The organism is Prosthecobacter gellanilyticus, assembly GCF_007992435.1.
In the GTDB taxonomy this organism is placed as follows: domain Bacteria; phylum Verrucomicrobiota; class Verrucomicrobiia; order Verrucomicrobiales; family Verrucomicrobiaceae; genus Prosthecobacter; species Prosthecobacter gellanilyticus.
The window spans coordinates 1-24957 of record NZ_BKAG01000070.1 but is presented as its reverse complement, the minus strand read 5'-3'; the positions used below and the strand labels follow the sequence as shown (position 1 = coordinate 24957).

The following is a 24957-nucleotide window of genomic DNA, read 5'->3' as shown; positions in this document are numbered from 1 at the left end:
GTTCGGCAACTTTGCTGACCAAGCTCAGCCGTTCCAGACGAAGTTCACCGGCATGTCGATGTCCGGATGCACGCTTTGGTGCACCGGGCAGGCGAGCGCGGTGGCTTCCAGAAGCTTGCGATCAGCATGATCCGCAGGCAGGGGGATCTCGATGGTGACGGGCAGGCGGACGATGCGGCGCGGGGAGTCCTCACTCATGTGCTTCTCCACGCTGACCTTCATGCCGGGGATGTCGTAGCCCTTGGAGTTGGCCTTGATGTTGATCACGGTGGCCATGCAGGCGGCCAGCGCGGTGGCCACAAGGTCCGTGGGGGAGAAGGACTCGCCCTTGCCGTGATTGTCCACGGGAGCGTCCGTGACGAACTGGTTTTTGGAAGGTCCGTGGGTGGCCTGGCAACGCAGACCGCCGAGATAGTCAATGGAGATGGAAACAGCCATGCGCGCCTCTAGCACGGCTGGATGGGAGAGGGAAACGAGTTTCGCGGGACAAAGAAAAAGCGCAGGTCTTTCGACCTGCGCTCTGTGAAATTTGGGATGTTCTAGATCCGATGGATTACCAGCCCTGGGTGCGGCTGTAACCAGCTTCGGCGAGAGCGCCGGGCTGCGGGGAGAACTCAGAGTAGCCCCACCATGGATCGATCTTGTCCTTGCGATAGTAAGGTGGACGGTAGGTCAGCTTCCAGGATGGAACCGGGAAGGTGGCGATCTCGTAGGCACCGTAGCCAGCGCGGACGACCATGCGCTTCAGGCCTTCAACGAAGAAATCAGTGGAGGCAGCGATGGCGCCATCCTGCTCAAGGGTCTTTTCCCAGACCTGGAAGGGCTCGGACACGCCATAAAGCACGTTGCCCAGACCACGGCTGAGCTTGCGGCTCCAGTTATAGTGGTGGCCAGGAGGGGACTGGATGTCAGCCTGAGCCACGGAGCAAAGCGTGAGAGCGGCGATGAGGGTGAGGAAAATGCGATTTTTCATGCGAGACATGCAGAGTTAGCCAATTGGGGTGGTTTCTGGCAAGAAAGAATTCACTTTTTTCCGGCCGGATTCAGCCGCTCCCGCAGGCGGCCCATGCGATCCGCCAAAACGGCCGCTTCTTCCCGGGTGAGATAGCCGTCGCGGTTCGCGTCCACGGTGAAAAGCATGACGGCGTAGGCCCCGGCCTCTTCCCGGGTGATCCTGCCATCGCCGTCCTTGTCCAAAAGGGTGAAATTCTGCTCCATCCGGGCCTTTCCCAGCCCCTCCTCCACCCCCATGTCACCATCAGAAGCCACTCCGGTGCCACTGACCTTGGCATCTCCCAGGGCCAGGCTGAGGAATTTTTCCTCGCGATAGGAGCGCTCAGCATCCGCAAACTGGACGATCAGCAGTTTCTTGGAGGGGATCATGAAGAGCTTTTGCTTCCCCTTCCCCGCCGCCATGACGAGGTCTGGAATGGGGTCTTCGGGCTTCGCTTTCCAGAAGGTCATACCGTAGGCGGGGTTCGCCGGGGCAGGTTTGAAGCATTCGGCCAGGGATTCGGGCTTCACGATCTGCTTCCCCTCCCAGGAGCCTTGATTCAGGATGAAGAGGCCGAACTTGGCCCACTCGCGGGCGGTGAAAAAGGCGCCGCTGGGCAGGTGCGGCATCTTGTCCGCGTCCTCGCGCCACATCTCGTATTTCATGCCAAGGGGGGTGAAGAGCCGCTGCTGCAGGTAGTCGAGGGGGTCCCTGGCCTTGCCGCTCTTGACCAGCTTCCGGCGCATGAGCTCGCCAAAGATCTGATAGGGCACCGGTCCGTATTGAAAACGAGTTCCTGGTGGTCCGGTGACCTCGGCGACGGCCAGGGCCTGCTGGTAGGAAGGCGGGCGCATGTTGTCGCCCCCATTGATCCCGCTGCTGAGGCTGAGCAGCTGGCGGATGGTGATGTCCTTCTTCTGCGCGTCGTCTTTCCATTCTGTGATCGTCTCGCTCAGCTTCTCATCCAGTGTGAGCAGCCCGTCTTCCTGAGCTGCCACGGCCATGAAACCGGAGAAGCTCTTCGTGCCACTGGCGAGCAGGTGCGCCTTCTCCGCCGTGTGACCGTTCATGTAGCGCTCAAAGACGAGCTTCCCGTCTTCATACACCAGCATCGCGTGACCATTGACTGACTGAAGATACTCAGCCGCGGCCTCATGGGCCGGATTCGCGTGGGCGATGTGTGTCAAAAAGGCGCCCAGGAGGGCGAGGGGAAGCTTGAGCGACGAGAACATGGAGCGTGTCGAACCCTAGAGTCTTCTCGGGGTTTCCCCTCCACGTCCAAAAATCGTCCGCCGCGCGATTTTGCAATAAGATCATCCGCTGGACCGTTATAGTCAGCGTAACCAACCCTTCATCCGCATATGGACACGAATCCTTATTTCGCGGCTGGCACCCCAGAGGCGTCCATGCCTTCAACTGCACACACTGCCCATGGTCACACCATCATGGACGGAGAAGAGGAACTTCGCCGGGAATTCATGGAGCCTTACCGTGCGCTTTTGCTGCCGCTGCGGAGATGGATCATGAAGCATCATGTGGTCATCCATGCCGCGGAGGGCTCGGACGAACTTGTGGAGATGCCGCTGAAGGAGCCGAGCATCATCACGATGATCCTGACGGCGCTGATCGCGCCGCTGGTCTTCATCATGCTGCTGCCGCTGATCCTGATCCTGGTGCCGCTGGCGCTGGTGGTCGGCTTTGTGGCTCTGCTCGTTTCCACCATCAAGATCGAGGACACGGACGTGGTGCAGCCGCATAGCCCGATGACCCACCAGCCCGCCTAACCGATGATGCAGTGACGCAGCGGCATGCGTGAGCATGCCGTCAGCCGCGGTGTGTAGAAGCCGACATTAAAGGAAGAGCCATGTCTTCCTCTACATCACCTCACATGGGCAGCGGCTGTGCCTCACCGATCACCTTGACCTCGAGCTCGAGCTGCACGCCGCGCTCATGCTGGGCCACCTCCTTGATCTCACCAATAAGGTCCAGGACTTCACGGGCCGTGGCTCCGCCTTCATTGACAATGAAGTTACCGTGCACCTGGGAGACCACGGCATTGCCGACACGACGTCCCTTCAAACCGAGATCATCCACCAGCTTCCCCGCGCCACAGAGCTGCGGGTTTTTGAAGATGCATCCCGCGCTCGCTCCCACGGGTTGAGAAGTGCGGCGCTTCACGCGGCTGGCGTTTAGGCCCACATCAATCTCCTCGGTCGTCGCGGGCTTGCCCTTCAACACAGCGCCGACGATGTAGCGCTCCTCAAACTCGGGGATGCTGCGATACTGGTGCTGGATCTCGCTCAGCGGCTTCTCCTGGATGCTGCCGTCCGCGGCGATGAAGCGCACGCTGACGATGTTGTCTGACATCTCCGTGCCCATGGCGCCGGCATTCATGCGGATGGCTCCGCCCAGATTTCCAGGCACGCCTTCCATCCATTCCAGCCCCCCAATCCCTGCATTGCGCGCCGCGCTGGCGATCTTCTTCAAGCGCGCGCCGACTCCCGCGATGAGCTGGCCGTTCTCCACACGCACGTCTTCGAACTCGCCCTTGCTCGGATGAATCACCGCGCCGCGGATGCCACCATCTTTGACCAGCAGATTGGAACCACGGCCAATCACACGGATCGGCACGCTGGCAGAGCGCAGGTAGCGCACCACCTCGGCAAAGCCCGCCACGGTGTGCGGCTCCACCCAATACTGCGCCGGACCGCCGATGAGGAAGGTCGTGTGACGGCCCATCGGCTCATAAAGCTTCGCCGTGCCACCGCCGTTCGCTTCCAGCGTCTCCCAGAGCCTTTCGAGCACCGGCAGATCCTTGGAGATGCAGCGGCCGATCTCATGCACATTGCCCGCGCCGAGCGTGATGAGCAGATCACCAGGACGCAGCGCATTGCCCACCTTGTCGCGGGATTGCAGCAGCGTCGGTGTGAACTGGAAGCTCGCTGGCGGACGCACCACGCCACGCGCTTGATCATGCGCGCGCACTTCTTCGCAGATGGTATTGCCGCTCACGCCGGGCAGCGGCTTCTCGCTCGCGGCATAGACGTCGGTCACAAAAAGTTCGTCCACGTCATCAAAGGCCGCGCCAAACTCTTTCTTCAGCAACTGCGTGCGGCTGTAGCGATGCGGTTGGAACACACAAACGATGCGCTTCGGCTGCAAGCCCTTCGCCGTGGCCAGCGTCGCGGCGATCTCACTCGGATGATGACCATAATCATCCACCACCGTGAAGCGTTCACCGCTGTGCCGGATCTCAAATCGACGACGCGCGCCGCGGAAGGTCTTCAGCGCATGCTGGATGCTCTCAAAAGCCACGCCGAGCTTCGTCGCTAGCGCGATGGCCGCGAGCGCATTGCTCACATTGTGCTTGCCGGGAATGCCGAGCGTGGCCTCGCCGAGAAGCTGGTCCTTGTGATACACCTCAAACACCGAATGATCCGGCTTCATGGCCAGGATGTTCGCGGAGAAATCATGATCGCGGCTCCAGCCATAGCTCACGGAGTTCTCCGTGCCGCCGCAGACCTCGCGTGCCACGGGATCTTCCGCGCAGTGCACCCAGTAGCCAGGGGTCTGGCTCAACAGCGTGCGGAAGACGACCTTGATCGCCTCGATGCCATCATAGAAGTCCAGATGCTCGGGCTCGATGTTCAGGATGATCGAGTGCTGCGGCTGGAAGTTCACCAGCGTGCCATCGCTCTCATCGCCCTCAGCCACAAAGAGCTCGCCCTCATGGTCCCAATGTGCGTTCGAACCCAGGATGGGAATCTCCGCACCCACATAGTGGCTCGGTTTCAGACCGCCTTGACGAAGCACGTGCGCCGTCAGCGCGGAGGTCGTGGTCTTCCCATGCGTGCCACCCACCACAACACCCTTTTTGTTAGCCATCACCGCCGCCAGTGCCTCCGCCCGGCGCACCAGCGGAATGCCCTGCTTGTAAGCCGCCTCATAGGCGATGTTTCCCGGCTTGATGGCGCTGGAGTAGATGACCATGTCACAGTCCTCCACCTCCTTCTCCGTGTGGCCGGGGTAGAACTGCAGACCCAGCTTCTGCAACTTGTCCGTCTCCGTCGTCGTGGCCTTGTCCGAGCCGCTCACCTTGTGTCCGAGCGCCAGCAGCAGCAGCGCCAGCCCGCTCATGCCCGAACCGGCCACGCCGATGAGGTTGATGCGCATGGGATGACGGCTTTCTTTGAGGAGACTGAGGACGGCGTGGGTCATGGGAAGCACCGAAGCTAGGCGCGATTCGCCGATGGGCAAGAAAAGTGCCACTGAGGGGGCGCTCCTCTGCCGTTCTTTTGAGAAAAGGTTTGGGAGTGATGGCATTGCTGTGCCGGGAGCGCTTTGCGGAGCGTTGTATCACCCCGTGGTGACACAGAGCTTCCCTCTCACGCGTGATGAGGCACTGGCGCGCTGGCGTGCCTTTTTGCCCCATGTTCCTGCCTATGCGGCCGGGCGAAACTACGTGACCATGGCGCCGCAGCGGCATGTGTCCGGCCTGTCACCAGCGGTGCGGCTTGGCCTCATCACCCCGCAGGAGATCGTGAGGGACACTTTGGAGGAGCATGGCTATCAACCCGCGGAGAAATGGCTCCAGGAGGTGTGCTGGCGCACCTACTGGAAGGGCTGGCTCCAGCAGCGTCCGCAGATCTGGCGCGCCTGGAGACAGCGGGTGCATGCTCTGCGTGAAACCCTGCCAGACGCCGTGAAGCAGCGCATGGAGGCAGTCAGCGCGGGACACAGCGGCGTGGCGGTCATGGACCATTTTGCCCGGGAGCTGGCGGAAACCGGCTACCTGCACAACCACGCCCGCATGTGGTGGGCCAGTTTCTGGATTCATGCCGAGCGCTTGCCCTGGGAGCTGGGGGCGGATTTCTTCTTTCAACACCTGCTGGATGCCGACCCAGCCAGCAATACGCTCTCCTGGCGATGGGTCGCCGGACTGCAGACGGCTGGAAAGACCTACCTCGTGCGCCGTGGAAATCTGGAGCGCTTCTGTGAGCCGGCCCTTTTGCAGGACACGCGCGGACTTGAACGGCTGGAGGACGGGTGCGTCACCGCGGCCATCCCTCGAGAAGACTTGGACATGTCTCCTCACGCCCTGCCGGACCTGCCAGACCGGGCCCCTGAGGTCACCGGTCGTTTCGGCTTATGGATGCACGCGGATGACCTGTGCCTGGAGTCGAGTCCCCTGCGCAGCCTGAGACCGGCGGGGATCATCGCCATCACCAGTCAGCCTGCCTATGACCACTACCGTCTGAGTCCGCAGCGGATCTCATCACTCCACGCGGCCCTGCAAGATGGCGCCGGTCGTGCCAGCGCGCACTTCCGCTGCCCCGCCGGGGTACTGGAGGCCGCGGACACAGCCGCCGCTCTCGGTGCCTGGTTGCAGGAGCAGCGCATGGACACCCTGGTCAGCATGAGGCCGCACACCGGCCCCGTGGCTGATGCGCTCCCGGCCATTCGCCGCACACTCGCCAGCCTCGGGATAGGTCTGCATCTTGTGCAGAGGCCGTGGGAGGCGCAGCTCTTTCCCCTGGCCTGCGCAGGCTTCTTCCCCTACTGGGAAAAAACCTCCCGCAAGCTGCGGGAGGGCCTCTTAACCTAACCAAAAGCACTTCACCCGTTTGAATGCCCTTTATGAAAGGTGTCAAAAAACAGCACCTGCCATCCAAAATCTGCGCCGTCTGCGGGCGACCCTTTGTCTGGAGGAAAAAATGGGAGCGTGACTGGGACCAGGTTCGCTTTTGCAGTGAGGCATGCCGTCGTGGAAAGAAGGGGTGAGATCCCGCCCGGAAAAACAGACGCTGGGTGCACTCTCTGCCAGACAAGCATCGCTTTGAAGGCTTCTCCGTCGCAGATGCGACCCGGCACAAATACTGCACAAGGCAGGAGGAGCATGATCGCTGCTGGAATCACGATCCCATCCAGCTCTGGGGCGACCGGGCGGCATTTTTTTAGTGAGTGAGAACGGCGGCGCGCATTCTCACTCACCCAGGAATTCCTGTTTCCTGGCGTCGTGTGCCGGGAGGTGTGGACCTTGCCGCCATCACATCTTCTTCTCCAGGATCACCGAGCCAGAGAGCTTGGCGGAGGTGGTGGGAGTGGTGGCCGGGAGAGGAGGCGCGGCATCGACAGGCATCTCGGGCAGGAGGAAGTGACCCACACCGACGGGTCCCATGCTGTCCTGGGTCAGGATGCCGCTGAATTCGCCCGTGCGCTTCAGCATCTGGCCTGCCTGGGAAGCACGGAGTTCGGTATCATTCAGGACGAAGGTGCCGGTGAAGAGGCCAGTCTTGGCATCCAGCTTGGTGATTTTCACACTGCCCGGGTTCCCGGCGCTCAGGGCTGGCGGCAGGGAAGGTGTGTTCCCGGCCAGGATGTCGAAGGCGGGCACATCGGGGTTGATGCTGGCATCTCCCAGGCCAGCGTCACTGAAGGTGATCAGGGCCTTGTCTCCGAGTGCCATGCCAAGGATGAGCGCAGGTGCTGCGGGAACGGTGTACCTGCCGCCGAAAGCAGTGAGGTTGAGGGCATTGAAGCCTGCTGGATAGACTCTGGACTTGGCATTGGCTGGGCGCTGCCAGGTGACCGTGCCCTCCAGCGTGTCAGCACTAAGCGTGCCCGTGTCAGCAGGGTCGATGTCGAGGACGCCGAGCAGGGAGCCAGTCGGGGTGAGGAGTGTCTTGAAGACGCCGATCTGCCCATGCGGCCCCACAAAGGTGGCGCAGGTGAAACCTTCACCGTCAGGGGTTTTGCCAGCGAGGGTGATTTTACCATCAGGATTGAGGGTGAAGGAGCCGAAGCCATCACCCGCCGGGCTGCCTTTCATGAGTGTCGGGCGCAGACCAAAGGTGAAGAGCTTCGGTGAAAGAGTGGCCGTAGTGCCTGTCTTTTCCCACTTCAGTCTCCAACCACTGACGGCTGCTTGGAAAAGGCCCAACTTCACCCTGGAGCCTGCGGCGAAGCTCTGCGTGGCGACATCAAACAGGAGAGTGAGAGTCACACTGCTCTGCCCCGCGCGGGTCACGCTGATGATCGCCTGCTGCGGAGATGTGCTCGCATTGAGCTGGCCTTTGAAAGGATGGCTCTTGGTGCCGAGCGTGAGCGAGCCGCTGATGGCTGCGGTGCTGGCAATCGTGAGGTCCACACGACCGCCCAAGCCCGCATTAAGCAGATCATTGCGTGCCACGATGCCGCTGAAGCTACCTTTCAGAGTGTCTCCCAGCGGGGTGATGGTGACGGTTTCCTTCGTGCTGCCATGGCTGCCGAGGCTGTTGGTTGCAGTGACGATGATTTCGTAGTCACCAGCCACCGTGGGGAAGCCTGAGATGAGACCGCTTTTCGTGTCCAGCTTCACCCCCGGAGGAAGCTTGGATGCCGAATAGCTGCTGGGGGCATAACGGTTCTGCGTGTTGATCTTGATCTGGTGGCTGTAGGGCCAGCCAACAGCACCGTCCGGCAGATTTTGAGGGCTGATCACCTGCGGTTTGAAGTCAAAAACGAGCACGGTGAAGACTGCCGCCACCAAGGTGTCTCCGCCAGGGCCGCTGACGTGGCAGCGATAGGTGCCGGACCAGCCGAAGTTTGCTGCCGCCAGGCTCAGCGTGGCCGCCGTACCAGGGAAGGGCTGATTGTCCTTGGTCCATGCAAAGGTGGCCGGGCCGCTGGCGCTGACAGAGAGCTTCAGGAGGCTGCCAGCTTTGATGACGTGGGTCTGCTCGACATGCCTGGCGACGACGAGAGTGGCCGTGCGACGAGTGATGGCGCCGTTGCTGGTCATTTCCAAGGTGTAGGTGCCGCCATCGGCGAGCTTGAGGGCAGACTTCACCAGTGCGTTGGTGGTAGCTCCGTTGATTTTGGCTGCGTTTTTCAGCCACTGATACTTCACCGTGGCCGTCGGGTGGCTGGCCTGCGCGGTGAAGGTGACGGTGTCCCCTTCCTGGGCGACCTGGGAGGCGGGGGCGGTGATCACCACGGGCCTGTCCGCAGCTTCTGCTTTAAGACTGATGTCAAAGGAGGCCTCATCCGCGTCATTGCTGGTGATGCTCAGCGCTGCCGTGCGGGTGCCGCTGACATCTCCGCTGAAGGTGACGGTAAAGGTCATGCTCTGGCCGGGAAGCAGAGTGGGCTTGCTCAGGCTGGTGGCCATAAAGTCCGCCGCATGAGCGCCGGTGACATTCATGCTCAGGCCAGTCAGGGAAGCGCCGCCAAGGTTCGTGATGGTGTAGGTTTTCACCACATTTTCATGGATGCTCACCGCACCGAAGTCGCCCACCGCCGTGCCGTCCACCAGCGAGGTGCCCACGGGCTCCTCCACGGCGATCTCTGGATGCGGCACACCTTTGACAACACGGTTGTTGCTCTTGTCGACAAAGTAGATCGCCCCAGTGCTGTCGGTAGCGACTTTAAATGGCTGCGAGAAGCGCGCTGCAGCATCTGGCCCATCCGTGGCACCGGCCTGGCCAGGCATGCCGCCGATGGTCGTCACCACGCCTGCTGGAGTGACCCTTCGCAGGGTGTGGTTGCCGGAGTCACAGACGATCAGATTTCCATAGGGGTCGAGGGCGATGCCGGCGGGGTATTGGAAGCGGGCCGCTGCACCGGTGCCATCCGTGTTGCCTAAATGGTTTGGAGAACCCGCCAGTGTGGTGACCACACCTTCCGGCGTGATCTTGCGAATGGTCTGATCCTGGGAATCCACGACATACACCACGCCTTCGTCATCCACGGCGAGATCACTCGGAGAATTAAACCTCGCCGCTGAGCCTGTGCCATCCACATGGCCGGCGAGTCCCGCACTGCCCGCCAGAGTCGTCACCTCACCTGACGAGGTGATCTTGCGGATGATTCTGTTCCATGTGTCCGCGACATAGATCGTGTCATCTTTGCCGACGTCGAGACCTTGGATGTAGTTGAAGCGCGCATCCGCCCCGGTGCCATCTGCGCTGCCAGGGCTGCCAGCCGTGCCAGCGAAGGTGCTCACCTCACCATTCATGTCCATCTTGCGGATGGTATGCTGGCTGTCCGCCAGATAGATGGCGCCAGTGCTATCCACGGCACTGTCATAGAGGCCGCCAAAGGTGGCCATCGCCGCAGGGCCGTCGGTGCTGCCATAGGCTCCGGTACCAGCGATGGTGCTCACCGCTGCCGCCTGGGTGGCCTTCCTGACCCTACGGTTGTAGGTGTCCGCGATGATGAGCTCATCTGCGGCATCCACGGAGATGCCTTCTGGAAAGTTGAACCGTGCCACGGTGCCCGTGCCATCCGTGCTGCCACGATTCTCCGCCTGCCCGGCCACGGTGGTGACCATCAGCACGGCGGTCGCCTTGCGGACGTTATGGTTACCCACATCCGTGATGTAGATCGTGCCTGCCGCATCGGCCGTCATGCAGTGAGGGCCGCTGAGGCGTGCCGCTGTGCCAACACCGTCCACATTGAACCACTGGCCCATCACGCCCATGACGGTCGTGACTTCTCCCGCCTGAGTGACTTGGCGGATGGCCCCATTGTAGTAGTCTGCAACCCACAGCACTCCATTAGGCCGCACGATCAGGCTGGTCGGGTAGTCGAATTCCGCCATCGTGCCCGTGCCATCCACCGCACCATAAGTGCCTGCTTTTCCCGCCAGCGTGGACACTACCCCTGCCGGAGTGATCTTGCGGATCGTGCAGTTCCCCGAATCAGTGATGTAGAGCGTGCCATCCGCCGCTCTGGCGATGCCCTCCGGGTAGCGAAACCGAGCGTTTGCCAGACTGCCGTCCGCCGTCCCGTTGACCCCCGCCAAACCCGCCAGAGTCGTCACCACACCCGCCATCGTCACTTTGCGCAGAGTGTGGCTGCCAGAGTCTGCCACCAGGAGTGATCCATCCGCCGCCAGGGCCATGCCTGCCGGTCTGTAGAACCGCGCTGCCTCACCCGTGCCATCCGTAGGGCCGGCCACGCCTGCTTTACCCGCCAGCGTGGTCACCACACCAGCGCTGGTGACCTTGCGGATGACCTGATTTTGCAATTCTGTGACATACAGCACGCCACCGCTGCCCATAACGAGCCCGGAGGGTTCATTGAAACGGGCTGCCGATCCGGTGCCGTCCGCATGTCCCCATGCCCCGGTCTGCCCGGCGAAAGTTGTGACCACACCCGTCTTGCTAATCTTGCGGATGACATGGTTGCTACGATCCGCCACGAAGAGATTCCCGGCACTGTCCACAGCCACTCCGGCAGGTCTGTTGAACCGCGCCGCCGTGCCCGTGCCATTCACACTGCCAGCCCCGCCCGGCATGCCGGCAAAGTTTGACCATTCATAAGACGCGCTGTGCAGCAAGGCCGTGGAGGCGATGAGCAGCAGAGCAGTGAGGTTGAGGAGAGTGGTCTTCAGTTTCATAGGAGTCGGGGCTGACACGCCACTCCTCCCACACTGCGCTGGAACCAGGTATTGAACTAAAGTCGGATGCCGCAGCGCTTCTCATCCGACTTTGGCAGGATGGATCTCAACCCACTCAGATGATGGAGGTGGCGGTGGCCGGCCGAAAAAGCGCATCGGAGGACTTGTGGCGACTTCCGCTTGATGACGGGCAGGCACTGGTTCGAATAACGGCGGTTGAATTGAGAGCGCCCAGAGGGCCAGGACATTCGTTGATTTCGGTCACGAATGCTCCCTCTTGGGCTAGCTCGTTAGTGACAGGCTCACATGCCCCCTCATGACCCAGCAACTGCTGCTTCTCCACACTTCCATCACCTGGGCGCTTGCCGGGTTGATCTGGACGATCCAGCGGGTGCACTACCCGCTCTTTGAGCACGTGGGTGAGGAGAAGTTCCCCATCTATCATGCCCGGCACATGTGGCTGGTCACCTGGGTGGTGGGACCTCTGGCCTTGGCGGAGGGCGGCACGGCGGCGCTGCTCTTTTGGAGTGGCGAAAGGTCCTCACTGTTCTGGTTGAGTCTCGGAGCGCTGGTCGTGGCGTGGATCTCCACCTTTTGTTTTCAGGTGCCCCTGCATGGACGGCTCGCCAGCGGTTTTGACCTGCCCACGATCCGCCGTCTGACCTCCACGAACTGGATGCGCACGATCGCCTGGACCGTGCGCGGCGTCTGCCTGCTGCTGCTGCTCTGGCCGGTGAAACATTGATCACCTTCCACGATGCCGGCCACCCATCATGCCAGCACCCGTCTCGCTGCCAGCGCGGAGGTGATGTTTGAGTTTCACAGTGATCCACGAAACATCGTCCACGTCATGCCCTTCACCTTCCGGCTGGTGAGTGTGGAGATGGAGCATCCGCCACGTGAAGGCGGGCTCATTCACTTTCGCTGCCGTGATCTGCTCATCATCCCCATGCGCTGGACCTGCCGCTGGCAAAAGGTGCGCCCGCCGCGGGTGCTGATCGATGAGATGCTCGAAGGCCCCTTTAAAACCTTCGTGCATGAGCATCGCTTCGAGCCGCACCCCGAGGGCGGCTGCGTGATGCATGACACCGTCACCTATGCCTTTGGCCGCGGCTGGATTGGCTGGCTGATCACCAACACGGCCGTGCGGCTCTACATAAGGCTGCTGTTCGGGTACCGCCATGCGCGCACACGAAAGTGGGCGGCGAAGCACAGTGCTTGACCCACCGGCCCCTCGCCGCGACTCTGTGTTCATGAGAAACACAGACCGCACGCACACGATGGCCATCTTTTGTGACTTCGAGAACCTCGCCATCGGCGTGCGTGACGCACGATATGACAAGTTTGACATGGGCAAGGTGCTGGAGCGCCTGCTCGTCAAAGGCAGCATCGTGGTGAAAAAAGCTTACTGTGACTGGGACCGCTACCGTGATCACAAGCGTGCCATGCACGAGGCCGCGTTTGAGATGATCGAGATCCCGCACGTGCGCCAGGGCGGCAAGAACAGCGCGGACATCCGCATGGTGGTGGATGCGCTGGATCTCTGCTACACCAAGTCGCACGTGGACACCTTTGTGATCGTCAGCGGTGACTCGGACTTCTCCCCGCTGGTCAGCAAGCTGCGTGAGAACAACAAGACCGTCATCGGTGTCGGCGTGAAGAACTCCACCGGAGACATCTTCATCAGCAACTGCGATGAGTTCATCTTCTATGACGATCTGGTGCGCGAACTGCCGAAACGCGCCGTCGCCCGCGTGGCTGCCAAGCCAAGGCCCGTCAAAGGCGCTGCGGAAGGCAAGGCCGGCAGCAACGGAAACTCCAGGGACAAAGACAAAGAGAAGGATAAAGATAAAGACAAAGACAAGGCTCCCGCCCCTGCACGCGACCCTGAAGCCGCGAAGCTCTCAGGAGATCCCGACAAGGCCATCGAGCTCTTCATGGAGACCGTGGATGCCATGATGAATGAGCGCGGTGGCGACCAAGCCATCTGGGCCTCCAGCGTGAAGCAGACCATCAAGCGCCGCCAGCCGCAGTTCAGCGAGCGTTATCACGGCTTCCGATCCTTCGCCGCGCTGGTGGAGGCCGCCGGCGCACGCGGGTTCATCCACATCACCAAGGATGCGAAGTCCGGTGACTATCAGATCCATCCGGATGAAGGAACCGAGGCGTCTTTTGGTGAGGAAGTGCCTGCGGCATGATTTAAAAGGCATTCTGGATCTTCGCGGCAGCGTCCTGGAGTACGCCAGGCCTCTGGCGCTTTCCGACGGAGCGGGTGATAGGCGAACATCCAGAAGGACGAAAGAAACTCGAATGACCTTCGCATATTGATCACGCAAAGGTTTTCGTTAGGCCTTCGAGAGTGCTGGAGGGCCGGCGCACTCCAGGACGCTTCGCGACTTATGCATCTGATCCGCGAACGCTGCATCACCTCTGCACGGGCAGCACGCGTCCTGAATAGGGATCGACCACTGCATTGGTGCCCGGGGCCACGTAGCCGCCTTGATACACATTTGGGTAGGCCGGTGCCGGGCCGTAGTAGGGCTGGCCAGGAACGACCGGGATCTGCTGGTTGCCGATGTAGACATCCTCCGTCACACCACCGGTGCTGCGGTAGACTCCACTGTCGGTGCGCCGACCAAAGGCGTCCTGGTAGTTGTTCTGATACATGAACTGGCCTGTCGGCACGGCTTCCTGCTGCTGGCGCGCCAGACGGCGGCGGTAGGCCGTGGAGGTCTCGCCCGGCTGGATGGGCGGATTCGCCGCGCTGGTGCCGTTCATGGAGTCAGAGCTGACCGGGGCTCCGATCCTGTTGGAGTAGGAACCTGGTTTGGCGGGATAACGAGACGTCGGGGCGCTGGTGGGCGGTGCCACGCAGGCGCTGATCACCAGACAGGCTGCACCCAGAAAGAGAAGACGTGCTTTCATACCTGGAAAGTCTACTTGAAGAGCCGGGACGGATGGAAGGCTTTGTTTTGGCAAAGTTGGGCGGCGCGGCTCACGTTCTTACCTGCCATGAACCGCCTGCTCCGACCTCTGCTCGCTTCCTCTGCCCTTCTCATCGCCTTCACCGCCTCGGCACGGCAGCCGAACGTGGTGCTGATTCTCGCGGATGATCTCGGGCCGGGAGATCTCGGACCCTATGGCCAGACGAAGATCAAGACACCGAACCTTGATCGCATGGCTGCGGAGGGCATGAAGCTCACGCAGCACTACTGCGGCAATGCCGTGTGCGCGCCCTCACGCTCTGTGCTGATGAGCGGCATGCATCCAGGCCACACGTATATCCGCGACAATCGCGGCGTGGCATCAAAAGCCACCCAAGCGAACGGCGGCATTCCGGAGACCGAGGGCCAGCATCCGATCCCTGATGAGGCCAACACCATGGCCGAGGTCATGCGTGGACTGGGCTATGCCACGGGCGGCTTTGGCAAGTGGGGTCTCGGAGGACCCGGCAGTTCGGGGGATCCGCTCAAGCAAGGATTTCAACGTTGGTTCGGCTACAACTGCCAGGGCGTGGCGCACAATTTCTATCCCACCTATCTCTGGGACAATGACAAGATCGTGCATTTGAAGAACCCGTTCTTTCCTGCGAGCGACAAGCTGAAGCCCGATGAAGATCCCGCGAAGCCGGAGAGCTACGCGCGCTTCAAGGGCACGGAGTATTCTGCCGACCTCATCGCCGAGCAGGCACGCGCTTTTGTGCGCCAGCACAAGGACGAGCCCTTCTTCCTCTACTGGCCCACCACCGTGCCGCACGTTGCGCTGCAGGTGCCGGATGACTCGCTGGGTGAGTATGCAGGCCAGTGGGAAGACCCGCCTTATCCCGGTGGCAATGGCTACCTCCCGCACTTCCAACCGAAGGCGGCCTATGCAGCCATGATCACGCGCATGGACCGTGAGATCGGCAGCGTGATGACTCTCGTGAACGAGCTCGGCCTCGATGAAAACACGATCTTCATCTTCATCTCTGACAACGGTCCGCTCAACGGCACCCACGCGAAGCTCGCGGGCACCGACTGCGACTTCTTCAACTCCAACCAAGGCCTGCGTGATGGCAAAGGCACTCTCTTTGAAGGCGGCATCCGCTCTCCAGGGATTGTGCGCTGGAAGGGGAAGATCAAGGCAGGCAGCGTCTCAAACCGCGTGTCTGGCTTTGAAGACTGGCTGCCCACTCTCGTCGAGCTCGCAGGCTCCAAGGACAAGGCTCCCGCGAACATTGATGGCATCAGCCTCGCACCGACTCTTCTCGGTGAAAAGCAGCCTGAGCGCGAGTTCCTCTACCGCGAGTTCGCCGGTTACGGTGGCCAGCTCTGCGTGCGCATGGGAAACTGGAAATTGATCAAGACCGGCCTAACCGGAAAGAACGCCAAAATGGCCACCGCCAAACCTGCGACCCTGCTCTACGACCTGTCCAAAGACGAAAAAGAAATCACGAATGTGGCTGAGGAGCATCCTGAGATCGTCACCAAGCTGGAGGCCATCGTGACCCAGCAGCACACCCTCAGCACTGACTTTCCGATTGCGGGATTGGACAAGTAACCTAACCAACGAAGCGTTCTTTCCACTCGGGGCGCGGCAGCCAGCAGGCATCTTTTTTGCCAAAGAAGCGGTAGCGGTTCTTGGCGATGAAGGAATAGGCCGGGTCCCTCACCAACCGGGGGATGATCCGGGCCCAGGAAAGCAGGGAGAGCGGACCGCCCATGAGCTTGACGAGCTGCAGGGCGGCATCACTTTTCACATAACTGGCCTCCGGTGTGATCAGCACCATGCTGTGCGGCTCGGCGGGATCATAACCCCGCTCACGATACAGTTTGGAACCGAGCTCAGACTGGATGGAGCAGAACTTCACGATGCCGCGCCGGTCATGGGCCAGCACCCACTGCACCGTCTGGTCACAGAGATTACACACTCCATCAAAGAGAAGGAGGTGGGTCCAGGGGGCAGGGTCAGTCGGCATGGTCACGGGAAGCAGCCGTGGCGGCGGTCGTCACGGAAAACATCCAGAAGAGATACGCCACCAGCAGCAGTCCGCCGAACCCTAAAGTGACGCCCCAGGTGCGCCCGTGGGAAAGCGGGTCCGCAAAACGCGCCCAAATGTCTCCCAAGAGGGCGATGGGATTACTCACGATGTCCCAGCTGTTCCAACGCAGGAAGCGGCCGAGGTAGATGCCGAAGCCTGACAGCAGGAGGCTCACCCCCACGAAGCTCCACGCCATGGCGCGCGAGGTCTTCCGCGCCACCCAAGTCTGCACCATGTGCAAGGACTGGAAGCCCAGCCAGAGAGAGACGAGCGCAAAGGAGAGCAGCATGAGCAGGTCATACCACAGCGGCACTCCGGGCCGCGCCCGCAGATGCAGCAGGTCCGTGAGGACATAGGGAGCATTCGGGAAAAACAGCAGCCAGCCCGCGACGAGCGGCGCCCCGAAGCGCCAGCGGTCCACCTTGGCCAGCAGGGCCGCGCTTCCGAGAGGAATGGCGGCGAGAAAGAGGTTCCACCCCATGAAGGCAAAGTAGCCGTGGTTCGACCAGTAAAAGCGGAACCCAAGGAGGGAGAGGCACCAGACACAAGCAATTGCAGCAATGGCAAGAGGGCGGAAGACTGGCATAGGCAGTGGCGCTGACTATCAGGGCAATGGCGTTCTGATCAATGGCCTGAGCGTAAAAAAAACAGCAGCATCCTCACGGATGCTGCTGCTGAGGTGAGTCTCAAAAGGGTGCTTTACGGGTCCTTGTCAAAATTGACCTGGCCCGAAAGGATCGTCTGCTTGGTGACCACGGTGTCCGTGGGCAGAACAGGAATCTGCGGCAGCAGATAGTAGCCCACACCGCGATGGACCGTGCCACCGTTCTCAGGAACGATGAGTCCCAGGAAGTTCACGGTGCGCTTGATCTCATCCATCTTGTCCACCTTGGTGGCGGGAGTGGTGGTGGTTTCGTCATCATCTTTCAGGACGAAGCTGCCGGTGAAGATCCCGGTCTTCAGGACAGCCGAGGCAAACTTCGTGGTGGTGGCGTTAGCCACGGGCATGACCGTCGCCTTGGTGGCGGTGACGGTCACATGGGTGGCGCTAGGGCTGGGTGTGCTGCTCAGGTTCACGCCACCACCGGTAAAGGTCAGGTTGGCCTTGTCTTCATTGCCGGTTGCCGTGGACGGCGGGGAAACCAGCAGCGGGGCTGCCCCTGGCTGGTAGTAGCCACCAAAGGCCTCCAGCTCCACTGGCGTCTGCACCGGTGTGTCTGCCAGGCCGAAACCAGCGCGGTAGGTGCGGGTATTGGTCGCCGCGCTGAGCACCGCCGTGGAGGGCGGACGTGTCCAGTCGAAGGGGAACTGCGTGTTAGTGTTCAGCACGTTGTCGTTTGGCGAAGCCGCGTTCACACCCGTGCCGATGACCAGCAGACCGCAGACGGACCCCTTCCGCGTCGTGGTGTAAAGGCTCTGATAGAGCAGCACCTCACCATTCGGTCCCACGAAGGTGGCGCAGGTGATCTTCTCCCCGTCCGCCGTCATGCCGGCAATGGTCAGGGTGCCTGTCTTGCTGATCAGGAAGGTGCCATACCCCGTGCCCTGTGGCACATCAGTGCTGCCGATGTTCGGATTCGCCAGGCTGTTGACCTGGGCCGGAAGCCTGATGCCGAAGTTGTAGGTGTTCGTGTTGGTCGCGCTGGTGGCGACAGAGCGGTAAGGGTCCAGATTCGCGACCATCTTCCAGGCATACACCTCAGCATTGACCGCACCGCCGACGTTCACGGAAGCAACGTTGCCCGCAGTCAGGAAATTCTTGTTGGTGGGATCAATCGTGAAGGTCAGGTCCAGCGGTGCGGAGATGCCCTTGCGGATGATGCGTGCCATGCCAGTGAAAGGGGCTACAGCCTGTCCGCCTGACACGTCGAACATCAGGTTGCCCTTGAAGGGGTCGGTGGTGGCACCCTGGATCAGCTTGCCGGAGAAGCTGCCCAACTTGCCCAAAACGATCTCGATCCTGCCGCCGGCGGAACCGTTGATCTCCTCATTACGTTCGACCAAACCTTGGAAAGTGCCCTCAAGCCCGACCGGCATCGCCACGATGGTGATGCTTGCGATAACGGTGCCCCCAGCAGCCGCTGTCGGCAGGCCATTCGCAACCTTGAAGGTCACGGATTGAGTCTCCACCTTCGTCGGAATACCGCTGATGACGCCCGTTTTGGGATCCAGCTTCAGTCCGAGCGGCAGTTTTGAAGGGGCCACCACCGAATAAGTCAGCGGAGCCTTGAGCGGATCTGGATTGGTCGCGAGCTGATGGAAATACGCCGAACCAACGATGCCGGTAGGAAGGGTTGGGTTCGCCACGAACTCAGGCGTGGCGTTGAAAACCTTCACGTAGGTTGTCCCGCCGACCACCGTGCCAGCCGGGCTGGTGACCTCACAGAAGTAGTAACCAGCCTCAGCGGGGCTGATGCCAACCGTCTTGGAGAAGCCCAGGGTTTTCGTGGTGACGGTCGTGGGAATGACAAGCGCCGGCAGGGCCTGCGGGCTGCTCAGGTCCGAATTAAGCGAGTACTTCCAGAGGTAAGTCAGTCCGTTGCCTGTGGCATTGACGGTGATCGTGGCGCCCTTGGTCGTGGCTGCTTTCAAAGCCACCACCCGCGCTGGCATGAAGTCTTCCACGACTGCGAGCTGGGCAATATCACTCGTTCCCACGTTGTTTGGAGCCTTGGCACCGCTCTTGAACTCCGCGGTATAGGCGCCGCCATCCGTCAGCTTGGCTGACCAGAGATAGAGGGGGTTCAGAGTAGCGCCGGCGACAGGCGCTTTATTCTTCTTCCACTGCAGGGTGACCGGCGCGGTGGCACCAGGGATGATGGAGGAACTCAAGGTCACCGGAGCGCCCACCTTGACGATCTGGGAAACGGGGTGGGAGGCGATGGTAGGATCCTTGGTGCAGTCAGCGGTGAGATTGAAATCAAGGATAGGATTGGGGCCGTCTGTGCTGGTGATGCGCAGCATGGCCGTTCTTTCACCGCCTTCCTTGGGTTTGAACTGGATCGTCACCTCGGTGAACTGGCCCGCGCTGATCGTTGCGCCCGGCTTCTTAAAGACCGTGAAGTCTGCTGCATGCAGACCACTGATGGTGGCCACCGTATTGGCAATTCCGGTGGTGCCCTTGTTGCTCAGGCGGAAGACCAGATTGATGAACGAGCCAGCAGCGACCGGAGTCGTCGGAGTTAAATCCACCGTCGCACCGGGTGCCAGTTCGTCCAGAATACCATGCGGAGGCAATGTCACTACAAGCTTCGAGGACAGGATGGCCACGCGAGGCTCATCACCAATGTCCACGTCACTGGCGGAGAAGAGGAGCTTGTCATCCACAGCGGCGAGATTGTGCGGATACGAAGAGCCGGGTCCTGGGACGAACTCTGTCATGACGGTGGTTCCCACCGCAGTGCCGTCTGTGATCCAGATTTCACGACCCACGATGCGGTCGTCCGCGGTGAAGGTCAGCACGTCCTTGATGACCGTCATGTCCTGGATGCCGGCATCAACACCTCCGAGCACATCACCGTCTGCGGCGATACCAGTACGACCGGGAGGGCTCACCATCACCGTGCCGGTGGCCGTGCCATTGCTCATCCAAAGCTCGCGACCGTGGGTGCCGTCATTAGCAACGAAGAAGAGCTTGCCGTTCACGCTGCGCAGGTCGGTGGGATCAGAGCTTCCCGTCAGGTGGATGTTCTTGACCATGACCGTGCCGCCTGGTGTTCCATCGCTCTTCCAGAGTTCACGGCCATTCACGTCGTCATCAGCCACAAAATAGAGCGCGTTACCCACCACCGTGAGATAGGCTGGCTGGCCGTCATCAATGGAGGACTGGCCGCCAGAGATGATGTCCTTCACCACCTTGGTGCCCGCCGCCGTTCCATCGGTGACCCAAAGTTCACGCCCCGTCTCCTGATCCTGCGTGATGCCAGTGCCGTTCCCCGTGGCGATGAAATAAAGTTTTGTGTTCGTGTAGTCCAGTGTGCCATCCAGCTTGACCTTCGGTGCAGGCATGACCGCGAGCTCAGCCGGATTTGAGGATCCACTGCCAAAGAAGATATCTTTGACCATGGTGGTTCCTGCCAGATTGACACCATCGGTCCTCCACAGCTCCACCCCGGCATTGGTTTCGGCGGAGAAGTAGACGAAGTCCTTGTAGGCCGTGATGTTTTCCGGGTGGGATCCGGAGCCTGCGTCCACCTCGATCTCGGTCAAGGCATTGGCATTGTCCATCACCCACAACTCACGGTTTGAGCCACCATCACTGGCAGAGAAGTAGAGCTTGTTGTTCGCCGGAAGAGCGGCCCGCACCCAGAGAAGCCCCTGGGGGTCCGCGCTGCCGGTGGGATTGATGTCCTGAACAAGTGTCGGCGCCCCGGCCACATCTTTCAGGTAAAGCTCCCGGTTCCCAGGAGTCGCCTCAGCGGTGAAATAGAGACGTCCGTCGTGGGTCGCGGTGAAACTCTGCGGGTCTGAACCCAGAGTGCCAGTCTGAATGTCGTGGAGGATCGTGGTGGAGCCTGCCAGATCCGTGATCCAGGGCTCACGTCCCTCATCCGGGGTGATGGCACTGAAGACCACGCGACCGTCACTCAGACGGGTGAATCCCTGGGCATCCGAGCTTTCCGTACTGGTGCGGAAGCGATGGATCAGCACCGTGCCCGCGTCGTTCTGGCCGTTGGTGCGCCACAGCTCATCGTTGGACAGCATGAAGTAAAGATTGGAACCTACCAGGACCCCGGCACGGAAGTCCTTCGCCGTCGTACTGTTCCCGTTATCCGGCTCACCATCGAATTCCTCGATCGGCACCGTGCCATCTGAGGTGCCATCAGTGCGGTAGAGCACGATCTTGCCATCGGTCTCCTCCTTGGTGAAAATCACCACCCCGGAGGAGATGGAGAAGAAATTGTCCAGAATGGAGCTCTCTGACCCTGCGGAGAGATTCTTCACAATGCCCGTGTCGTTGGGATTGCCGTTGCTGAAATAGAGCTCCAGCCCCTGGCCCTGGTCTTCATCACCCGTGAAAAGCACACCATTAGGCTGCGTGAGCCCGGTCTTGGTGACCGTGATCGGCGTGATGTGGTCGATGCCGGAGTCCTGGGCGTCGGAATTGAGATCCTTCACCCGGGTCGGCGTCAGGCTATTGGCCGCATTCATGACGTAGAGCTCGCGACCTTCTCCCGTGGTGCTGGCGCTGAAGAAGAGCTGGCCGCCGGCAGCCGCCGTTCCCGGCCCGCTCACCACCAAGTCACGAGGTTCGGAGTCCCCCTGGGGAGCGATATCCGCCACCAGCATGTCGACCAAATTTGGCGGGGCATTCAGCGACGCCAGATTCAGTTTGAAAAGCTCACGTCCCACGATCTCACTGTCCGCCACCACGTTACTTCTGGCCACGAAGTAAATCCAACCATCAAACTGGATGTAGTCGGATGGGCTTGAGCTGTCACCGCCTGAAAACAGGTCCGCCACGCGAGTGCTGGTAGCAGCGTTGGGAGGACCGATCTTTCGAAGCTCCACGCCGTCCGTGCCGTCCGTGGCACCGAACAACAGGCTTGGTAACACGCCTGGGGATGGGGAGTCGACCGCATAAAAATTTTCCAGCAGGGAGCTGTCCACTCCTGGATAGATGTTCTGGACCTCCACCGTGCCAGCCTTAGTGCCATCACTCTTCCACAATTCCGAGCCGTGCTCATCCCCGTAGCCTTGGAAGTACAGCGTGTTGCCCACGGCTGTCAGAAACTGCGGCCCGCCCGGGACGCTGGGATAGTCGGTGTTGCCAATTTTTATTGTGCCAACGGGGGTGCCATCCGTCTTCCACAGGTCGCGGTTGCTATTGCCGTCCTGGGCCGTGAAAAACAGCGCATTGCCCACGGGTGTCAGCTGCTGCGGCAAGGAATTGGCAGAACCGGGATTGATATCCGCTACCTGCACAGGCACCGGCGTGGCCGTGCCAGTGGCCGCGCCGTCCAGTCCGCCCGCCACGCCCACCTGACCCGCACGCAGGGTGACCGTGCCCACGCCAGCCCCTGAGGCCACCACATTGCGCAGCACATGATTCCCTGTATCCGCGACGATGAGGTTCGTGCCGACAAGTCCCACCCCCCGAGGGGCGTTGAAGCTGGCCGCCGCCCCCACTCCATTCACGCCACCCGCCGCGCCGCTTCCAGCCAGGGTGGTGACCACCCCCTGGTTTGCGGATTGTGAAAGCACCTTCGGCTGGACAACACGTATGAGGTTGTTGCCCGTGTCTGCCACATACACATTCAGGTTCGAGGCAAGGTTCGCGGCGTTATCGCAAACCACTGACTGAGGCGCGTTGAAGCTGGCCGCCAAACCTATGCCATTCGCAGCTCCCGGAGTGGTTGAACCCGCCGAGGTGACCACGCGTCCACTCAGGCCCACCCGTCGGATGCAGTTGTTACCGGTATCTGCCAGAAACAAAGACACGTTGCCGGTGTCGTCGGTAAGATTAACGGGAGCCAAAGAGATTCCTCCTGGATTATTGAACCTAGCGCTCGCACCTGTGCCGTCTACAGATCCGGCTTGACCTGCGGTGGGAGATCCGGGCAGCGATCCGGCAAGAGTCACCAATTGAGTGGAAGCGGGCTGAATCGTGATTCTCCGAATCGCGTTATTGCCTGAGTCTGACACAAAAACCTCCATGTTCGCGCCAACCTGCTGCCTTGCCGCAATCCCTCGGGGGAAGCGGAAGCGCGCATCGTCCAAGGTGTTGTTGTCGATGAAGCCCACTTGGCCAGCCTTGCCTGCCTGGGTGGTGACCACGCCCTGGGGGGTCACCCGGCGGATGGTGTGATTGTTCGTGTCCGCCACGAACATGAGGCCGATGTTCGGCCCTGTGGTCACGATGGCAATGGCAGTGGGAGTGTTGAACTGCGCTGCCATGCCTGCGCCGTCAGCGCTTCCCGCCACGCCTGGGGAGCCCGCGAAAACGGACACTGCCCCGGTTGTCGACACCTTGCGGATGACATGACTGGCCGTGTCCAGCACATACAGGTTTCCGGCCGCATCCGCCACCACGCCGCGCGCACCATTGAAGGAGGCCAGGACGGTGTATTTCCACAGTTCAGAACCGCTGAGCGCATTGTCCGTGGAAATGAAAAGATTTCCTCCAGCCAGCGCCATGGCATCTGGATCCGCACTGCTGCTCACCGGTGTCGTATTGATGTCCTTCAGCGTCTGAACCAGCTGGCCGGACGCCCAAGGGGCCGCCATCGTCATCACCAGGGCGAGACAGAGACGGCGGAAGGTTGGGGGGGATTTTTTCATAGCTTTGTAAAGACAGCGTATTGACATCCGGAAAAGAAGGCAATCCTAAAAATCGCATGGCTGGGTTCTATTTTTGGACCTTTCCCACCCCCGAATGCTCAATGAAGCCCCTACGGCAGGTGACTCCGCCCTTGCCGACCCTCGTTTCCCGCCCATAGAGCCGCCCCTCCATGTCCCGCTCTTTCAAACTCGCAGTCCTTCCTGGTGACGGCATCGGCCCCGAAGTCATGGCCGAAGCCATCCGCGTCCTCGACACCCTGGCCGCCCGCACTGGCATCACCTTTGAATACAACCACCAGCTCGTCGGCGGCGCTGCCATCGACGCTGTGGGCAAGGCCCTCCCGCCTGAAACCGTGGCCGCTTGTGAGGCCAGCGACGCCATCCTTTTCGGCTCCGTCGGCGGTCCGAAGTGGGAAAAACTGCCCCCGAACGAGCAGCCAGAGCGCGGCGCCCTGCTGCCCCTGCGCAAGCACTTTGGCCTCTTTGCCAACCTCCGCCCCGGCATCTGCTACCCTGCCCTGACCTCCTCCTCCCCCATCCGTCCGGACCTGGTGGAAGGTGGTTTTGACGTCCTCTGCGTCCGCGAACTGACCGGCGGCATGTATTTCGGCCAGCCGAAGAGCCGCACCACCCTGCCGGACGGCGACATCGAGGTCATCGACACGATGGTCTACAAGAAGAGCGAGATCGTCCGCATCGGCCATGTCGCCTTCAAAGCCGCCCAGCTCCGTAACAAGCACGTCACCAGCGTGGACAAGGCCAACGTGCTGACCAACTCCGTGCTCTGGCGCGAAACGATGGTGGAAGTGGCCAAGGAATACCCGGACGTGACCCTGGCCCACCTGTATGTGGACAACGCCGCCATGCAGCTGATCAAGGCTCCCCGCAGCTTTGACGTGCTGGTGACTGAAAACCTCTTTGGCGACATCCTCAGTGACGAGATGGCCATGATCGCCGGTTCCCTGGGCATGCTGGCCAGCGCCAGCCTGGGCAAACCGAAGGGCGATGGCCTCTACTTCGGCCTCTTCGAGCCGAGCGGCGGCACCGCCCCGGACATCGCCGGCATGGGCATCGCCAACCCGATCGCCCAGATCCTGTCCTCCGCCCTCCTGCTGCGCTTCGCCCTCGGTCTCGAGAAGGAAGCCGTGGCCATCGAGTCCGCCGTGAAGAAGGTGATCGATGACGGTCTGCGCACCGGTGACATCTTCAGCGGCGCCCCTGGCACGCGGAAGGTGAACACACGCGAGATCGGTGATGCCGTGATTGCCGCGCTGGCTCTGT

At 61.1% G+C, this 24957-nt stretch carries 16 protein-coding genes and 1 pseudogene; 8 read left to right on the top strand and 9 right to left on the bottom strand.

Going from position 1 to position 24957, the window contains the following annotated elements:
• Positions 1-24: 24 nt before the first annotated feature.
• From BGE01nite_RS26775 to BGE01nite_RS26765, 3 genes are all read right to left on the bottom strand, one after another.
• Complete coding sequence (locus BGE01nite_RS26775; protein WP_146855644.1) at positions 25-438, bottom strand: OsmC family protein; 414 nt, start codon at positions 436-438, stop codon at positions 25-27.
• A gap of 115 nt (positions 439-553) precedes the next feature.
• Entirely contained in the window at positions 554-973 is a 420-nt protein-coding gene (locus tag BGE01nite_RS26770) for an exosortase system-associated protein, TIGR04073 family (protein ID WP_170267095.1), read from the bottom strand.
• 50 nt (positions 974-1023) lie between these two features.
• On the bottom strand, positions 1024-2226 hold the full coding sequence (locus BGE01nite_RS26765) for a serine hydrolase (RefSeq protein ID WP_146855640.1): 1203 nt from the start codon (positions 2224-2226) through the stop codon (positions 1024-1026).
• A 174-nt stretch (positions 2227-2400) separates the two neighbouring features.
• Here BGE01nite_RS26765 and BGE01nite_RS26760 point away from each other — a divergent pair, with 174 nt between their 5' ends.
• Positions 2401-2778: a hypothetical protein gene (locus BGE01nite_RS26760; protein WP_146855638.1), complete on the top strand. Its 378-nt coding sequence runs from the start codon at positions 2401-2403 to the stop codon at positions 2776-2778.
• A 100-nt stretch (positions 2779-2878) separates the two neighbouring features.
• Here the strand turns inward: BGE01nite_RS26760 and murC are convergent, their stop codons facing one another.
• Positions 2879-5212 (bottom strand): UDP-N-acetylmuramate--L-alanine ligase, encoded by a 2334-nt coding sequence (murC, locus tag BGE01nite_RS26755; protein WP_146855636.1) that lies wholly within the window; start codon positions 5210-5212, stop codon positions 2879-2881.
• A gap of 148 nt (positions 5213-5360) precedes the next feature.
• On the opposite strand from murC, the gene BGE01nite_RS26750 reads away from it, so the two are divergent.
• Both BGE01nite_RS26750 and BGE01nite_RS29840 read left to right on the top strand, forming a co-directional pair.
• Positions 5361-6599, top strand: a complete 1239-nt coding sequence (locus tag BGE01nite_RS26750) for an FAD-binding domain-containing protein (RefSeq protein WP_218033108.1) — start codon at positions 5361-5363, stop codon at positions 6597-6599.
• A gap of 32 nt (positions 6600-6631) precedes the next feature.
• Complete coding sequence (locus BGE01nite_RS29840; protein ID WP_170267093.1) at positions 6632-6775, top strand: DUF2256 domain-containing protein; 144 nt, start codon at positions 6632-6634, stop codon at positions 6773-6775.
• 265 nt (positions 6776-7040) lie between these two features.
• Here the strand turns inward: BGE01nite_RS29840 and BGE01nite_RS26740 are convergent, their stop codons facing one another.
• On the bottom strand, positions 7041-11375 hold the full coding sequence (locus tag BGE01nite_RS26740; protein WP_146855630.1) for a choice-of-anchor D domain-containing protein: 4335 nt from the start codon (positions 11373-11375) through the stop codon (positions 7041-7043).
• Between the two features lie 316 nt (positions 11376-11691).
• On the opposite strand from BGE01nite_RS26740, the gene BGE01nite_RS26735 reads away from it, so the two are divergent.
• The 3 genes and pseudogenes from BGE01nite_RS26735 to BGE01nite_RS29955 form a co-directional block, all read left to right on the top strand.
• Positions 11692-12120, top strand: a complete 429-nt coding sequence (locus BGE01nite_RS26735) for a hypothetical protein (RefSeq protein WP_146855628.1) — start codon at positions 11692-11694, stop codon at positions 12118-12120.
• 12 nt (positions 12121-12132) lie between these two features.
• Positions 12133-12597: an SRPBCC family protein gene (locus tag BGE01nite_RS26730; RefSeq protein WP_146855626.1), complete on the top strand. Its 465-nt coding sequence runs from the start codon at positions 12133-12135 to the stop codon at positions 12595-12597.
• A gap of 31 nt (positions 12598-12628) precedes the next feature.
• Positions 12629-13109: pseudogene (locus BGE01nite_RS29955) on the top strand (NYN domain-containing protein); the annotation flags it as partial.
• A gap of 690 nt (positions 13110-13799) precedes the next feature.
• Here the strand turns inward: BGE01nite_RS29955 and BGE01nite_RS26720 are convergent.
• On the bottom strand, positions 13800-14300 hold the full coding sequence (locus BGE01nite_RS26720) for a hypothetical protein (RefSeq protein WP_146855623.1): 501 nt from the start codon (positions 14298-14300) through the stop codon (positions 13800-13802).
• Positions 14301-14387: 87 nt separating this feature from the next.
• Here BGE01nite_RS26720 and BGE01nite_RS26715 point away from each other — a divergent pair, with 87 nt between their 5' ends.
• On the top strand, positions 14388-15914 hold the full coding sequence (locus tag BGE01nite_RS26715) for an arylsulfatase (RefSeq protein ID WP_146855621.1): 1527 nt from the start codon (positions 14388-14390) through the stop codon (positions 15912-15914).
• Between the two features lies 1 nt (position 15915).
• Here the strand turns inward: BGE01nite_RS26715 and BGE01nite_RS26710 are convergent, their stop codons facing one another.
• The 3 genes from BGE01nite_RS26710 to BGE01nite_RS26700 all read right to left on the bottom strand — a co-directional run bounded on the left by BGE01nite_RS26710 (position 15916) and on the right by BGE01nite_RS26700 (position 23676).
• Positions 15916-16332, bottom strand: coding sequence for a thiol-disulfide oxidoreductase DCC family protein (locus tag BGE01nite_RS26710; protein ID WP_146855620.1), 417 nt, complete (start codon positions 16330-16332; stop codon positions 15916-15918).
• Entirely contained in the window at positions 16322-16981 is a 660-nt protein-coding gene (locus BGE01nite_RS26705) for a DUF1361 domain-containing protein (protein ID WP_146855618.1), read from the bottom strand. The genes BGE01nite_RS26710 and BGE01nite_RS26705 overlap by 11 nt, the downstream gene beginning before the upstream one ends.
• A gap of 113 nt (positions 16982-17094) precedes the next feature.
• Positions 17095-23676, bottom strand: coding sequence for a putative Ig domain-containing protein (locus BGE01nite_RS26700; RefSeq protein ID WP_170267092.1), 6582 nt, complete (start codon positions 23674-23676; stop codon positions 17095-17097).
• Between the two features lie 170 nt (positions 23677-23846).
• Here BGE01nite_RS26700 and leuB point away from each other — a divergent pair.
• Positions 23847-24957: 3-isopropylmalate dehydrogenase (gene leuB, locus BGE01nite_RS26695; protein ID WP_146855613.1), on the top strand; the 1111-nt coding region annotated here is incomplete at its 3' end.

Bases quoted from the DNA above. Each gene is read 5' to 3' on its own strand.
- BGE01nite_RS26765 (WP_146855640.1), bottom strand. From the start codon at position 2,226: ATGTTCTCGTCGCTCAAGCTTCCCCTCGCCCTCCTGGGCGCCTTTTTG.
- BGE01nite_RS29840 (WP_170267093.1), top strand. From the start codon at position 6,632: ATGAAAGGTGTCAAAAAACAGCACCTGCCATCCAAAATCTGCGCCGTC.
- BGE01nite_RS26770 (WP_170267095.1), bottom strand. From the start codon at position 973: ATGAAAAATCGCATTTTCCTCACCCTCATCGCCGCTCTCACGCTTTGC.
- BGE01nite_RS26730 (WP_146855626.1), top strand. From the start codon at position 12,133: ATGCCGGCCACCCATCATGCCAGCACCCGTCTCGCTGCCAGCGCGGAG.
- BGE01nite_RS26705 (WP_146855618.1), bottom strand. From the start codon at position 16,981: ATGCCAGTCTTCCGCCCTCTTGCCATTGCTGCAATTGCTTGTGTCTGG.
- BGE01nite_RS26720 (WP_146855623.1), bottom strand. From the start codon at position 14,300: ATGAAAGCACGTCTTCTCTTTCTGGGTGCAGCCTGTCTGGTGATCAGC.
- BGE01nite_RS26775 (WP_146855644.1), bottom strand. From the start codon at position 438: ATGGCTGTTTCCATCTCCATTGACTATCTCGGCGGTCTGCGTTGCCAG.
- BGE01nite_RS26710 (WP_146855620.1), bottom strand. From the start codon at position 16,332: ATGCCGACTGACCCTGCCCCCTGGACCCACCTCCTTCTCTTTGATGGA.
- BGE01nite_RS26740 (WP_146855630.1), bottom strand. From the start codon at position 11,375: ATGAAACTGAAGACCACTCTCCTCAACCTCACTGCTCTGCTGCTCATC.
- BGE01nite_RS26735 (WP_146855628.1), top strand. From the start codon at position 11,692: ATGACCCAGCAACTGCTGCTTCTCCACACTTCCATCACCTGGGCGCTT.
- BGE01nite_RS26760 (WP_146855638.1), top strand. From the start codon at position 2,401: ATGCCTTCAACTGCACACACTGCCCATGGTCACACCATCATGGACGGA.
- BGE01nite_RS26700 (WP_170267092.1), bottom strand. From the start codon at position 23,676: ATGAAAAAATCCCCCCCAACCTTCCGCCGTCTCTGTCTCGCCCTGGTG.
- murC (WP_146855636.1), bottom strand. From the start codon at position 5,212: ATGACCCACGCCGTCCTCAGTCTCCTCAAAGAAAGCCGTCATCCCATG.
- BGE01nite_RS26715 (WP_146855621.1), top strand. From the start codon at position 14,388: ATGAACCGCCTGCTCCGACCTCTGCTCGCTTCCTCTGCCCTTCTCATC.